Origin of the sequence: Oerskovia sp. NPDC056781 (genome assembly GCF_042789955.1) — a bacterium.
Taxonomy (GTDB): Bacteria; Actinomycetota; Actinomycetes; order Actinomycetales; family Cellulomonadaceae; genus Oerskovia; species Oerskovia rustica.
On the sequence record NZ_JBHUAD010000339.1, the window covers coordinates 1 to 3,034 of the forward strand.

General features: G+C 71.9%; 3 protein-coding genes. 2 read left to right on the plus strand and 1 reads right to left on the minus strand.

The features are described 5' to 3' along the window. Positions 1-1,664: phosphoglucomutase (alpha-D-glucose-1,6-bisphosphate-dependent) (pgm, locus tag ACFRCR_RS18040; protein WP_377679505.1), on the minus strand; the 1,664-nt coding region annotated here is incomplete at its 3' end. Positions 1,665-1,754: 90 nt separating this feature from the next. Between pgm and ACFRCR_RS18045 the strand changes: the two genes are divergently transcribed. Continuing rightward, positions 1,755-2,078: a rhodanese-like domain-containing protein gene (locus ACFRCR_RS18045; protein ID WP_138826601.1), complete on the plus strand. Its 324-nt coding sequence runs from the start codon at positions 1,755-1,757 to the stop codon at positions 2,076-2,078. Between the two features lie 82 nt (positions 2,079-2,160). After that, a complete protein-coding gene (locus ACFRCR_RS18050; protein WP_377679507.1) occupies positions 2,161-2,985 on the plus strand; it encodes a DUF5926 family protein in 825 nt (274 codons plus the stop codon). The last annotated feature ends 49 nt before the right edge of the window (positions 2,986-3,034 follow it).

Here is a 3,034-nt window from a genome sequence, read left to right on the forward strand (position 1 = left end):
GAGACGACCTGCTTGGCCTCGTCCTGCACCTGCGACAGGTGCTCGGCCGAGACGAACGACTCGGCGTAGATCTTGTACACGTTCTCCGTGCCCGAGGGGCGCGCCGCGAACCACGCGTTCTCCGTGGTGACCTTGAGGCCGCCGATCGCCGCTCCGTTGCCCGGCGCCGTCGTCAGCTTCGCGGTGATCTCCTCGCCCGCGAGCGTCGTCGACGTGACCTGCTCCGGGCTGAGCCTCGCGAGCGCCGACTTCTCCTCGAGCGAGGCCGGGGCGTCGACGCGGGCGTACCAGGACTCGCCGTACTGCTCGACCAGCCGGGCGTGGTGCTGCGACGGGCTCTTCCCCGTGGTCGCGAGGATCTCCGAGGCGAGCAGCGCGAGGAGGAGACCGTCCTTGTCCGTGGTCCACACCCCGCCGTTCCTCCGCAGGAACGACGCGCCCGCGGACTCCTCGCCGCCGAACGCGACCGTGCCGTCGAGCAGGCCCGGGACGAACCACTTGAACCCGACCGGCACCTCCTCGACGCGGCGCCCCAGCCCACCTCCGACCCGGTCGATGAGCGACGAGGACACGAGGGTCTTGCCGATCGCGGCGTCCGGGCGCCACCCCGGGCGGGCCCCGCCGTACAGGTAGTCGATCGCGACCGCGAGGTAGTGGTTGGGGTTCATGAGGCCCGCGTCGGGGGTCACGATCCCGTGGCGGTCCGAGTCCGCGTCGTTGCCCGTCGCGATGTCGAACGTCGAGGTCGCGTCCGGGTCCGTCATCTTCTGCACGAGCGAGGCCATGGCGTACGGCGACGAGCAGTCCATGCGGATCTTGCCGTCCCAGTCGAGCGTCATGAACGCCCAGCGCGGGTCCACCTGCGGGTTCACGACCGTCAGGTCCAGCCCGTAGCGCTCGCCGATCTCGCCCCAGTACTCGACCGACGCCCCGCCCAGGGGGTCGGCGCCGATCGAGACGCCCGCGCCGCGGATCGCGTCGAGGTCCAGGACCGAGGCCAGGTCGTCGACGTACGCCGTCAGGAAGTCGTGCCGGTGCGTGGTGTCCGCCGTCAGCGCGCGCTCGAGCGGGACACGCCGGACCTGCCCGACGCCCGAGCGCAGGATCTCGTTCGCGCGGTCCGCGATCCAGCCCGTCGCCTCCGAGTCGGCCGGGCCACCGTGCGGCGGGTTGTACTTGAAGCCGCCGTCGCGCGGCGGGTTGTGCGACGGCGTCACGACGATGCCGTCCGCGAGCTCGGGGCCGCTCGTGCGGACCCCTTCCTCGGTGGCCGCACCGTTGTGCAGCAGGATCGACTGCGACACGGCCGGCGTCGGCGTGTACGAGTCGCGAGCGTCGATGTACGTCTGGACGCCCGCGGCCGCGAGGACCTCGATCGCGGTCTGCCACGCGGGCAGTGACAGGGCGTGCGTGTCGCGTCCGATGAACAGGGGGCCGTCGGTGCCCTGCGAACGCCGGTACTCCACGATGGCCGCGGTGATCGCGACGATGTGTGCTTCGTTGAACGCGTGGTCCAGGCTCGACCCACGGTGGCCCGACGTCCCGAACACCACCTTCTGCGCGGGATCGTCGACGTCGGGGGAGAGGTCGTAGTAGGCGCCGACCACGGCGTCCACGTCGATGAGGTCCTGGGGCTGGGCGGGCGTACCGGCGCGTGGGTCCATGGACCGATCCTGCCACTGGTGGGGGCGTCGGCACCTCCGGCCCGTGAACGCCGCCCGGCGACGTCTCGTCAGAAACGTAGGCTGGTCACCATGTTCCCGCCTCAGGTACCCACGACCGACGTGTCCGAGCTCGACGCCGAGCACCCCGTCCCCGAGGGCGTCGTGCTCCTCGACGTGCGCGAGCAGGACGAGTGGGACGCGGGCCACGTGCCCGACGCCGTCCACATCCCGCTCGGCGAGCTCCCCGTCCGCTGGGGTGAGCTCGACCCCGACGTGCCGATCCTCGTGATCTGCCACTCGGGCGGCCGGTCGGCGCGTGCCGCCGCGTGGCTCAACCAGGGCGACTTCGACGCGACCAACCTTGACGGCGGCATGGTCGCGTGGTCGCAGCGAGGGTTCCCGGTCGAGCGGTAGAGGACGACGCGGCGGACCAGCCGAGCCGGGACCGGGGCAGCGTGACCTCGGCCGCGCCCTACGGTCCCACTACACTTCCCCCATGGCCAAGAACTCGACGCCCGACTTCGTGCTGCGCCCCTTCGAGGGTCTCCCTGGGGAGACCGACTGGGTCGCCCTCCGAGAGGTCGTCCCGTCGGCCTCGGCACCCGCCCGCACGACGAAGGAGTTCGGTGCGCGCGACGTCCTCGTGGTGACGGTCCTTCCTGCCGGGTGGGCCGCGCTGCACCGCCAGGACGGCACGATCCTCCTGGCCCTCCAGACCATCGCAGGGTCGGGGGACACGAGCCGCGACCTCGCGGCCGCGCTCCTGGAAGCCATCGAGGCCGAGCCGGGCACGTCGATCGAGCTGGGCGAGCTGCCCGGCCCGGGTCCGCGCCTGCAGGACGTCCTGGACCTGTCGGTGCCGTTCGACGTCACGGTCCACGACGACTTCTCGTTCTGGCTCGACCCCTCGACGGACGTCACGCCGGACCTCAAGGCGTCGCTCGACCAGGCGTCGGAGTCGATCGTCCCCACGGTCAAGCTCTCCTCGGTCGAGTCGGCCTACTGGTGCTCGATGAGCCGCGAGTTCCTGCGCTGGGCCTGGCCCGTGGGCGAGGAGGCGCTGATCGACGCGATCTCGCGCCTCCACGCCAAGCGGGAGTCGGGCCTCGGTGGTGGCAAGTTCGTCGGCGCGTTCCGCTCGAGCGGGCTGCTGGTCCCGGTGTGGGAGCTGCCGCGCGGCACCGAGGCGGCCGACGTCGAGGAGCCCGCGAAGGAGCTCAAGGCGAAGCTCGACGCAGCGCTCGCGGTCACCGAGCCACTCGACGCGAACGAGCGCCGTGCGCGGGCGGGCATCGTGTCCCGTCAGGTCACGCTGCGCTGATCTCGGCGCCGAGGGCATAGAGGTTCGGCAGGGGGCGACAGCACCCGGG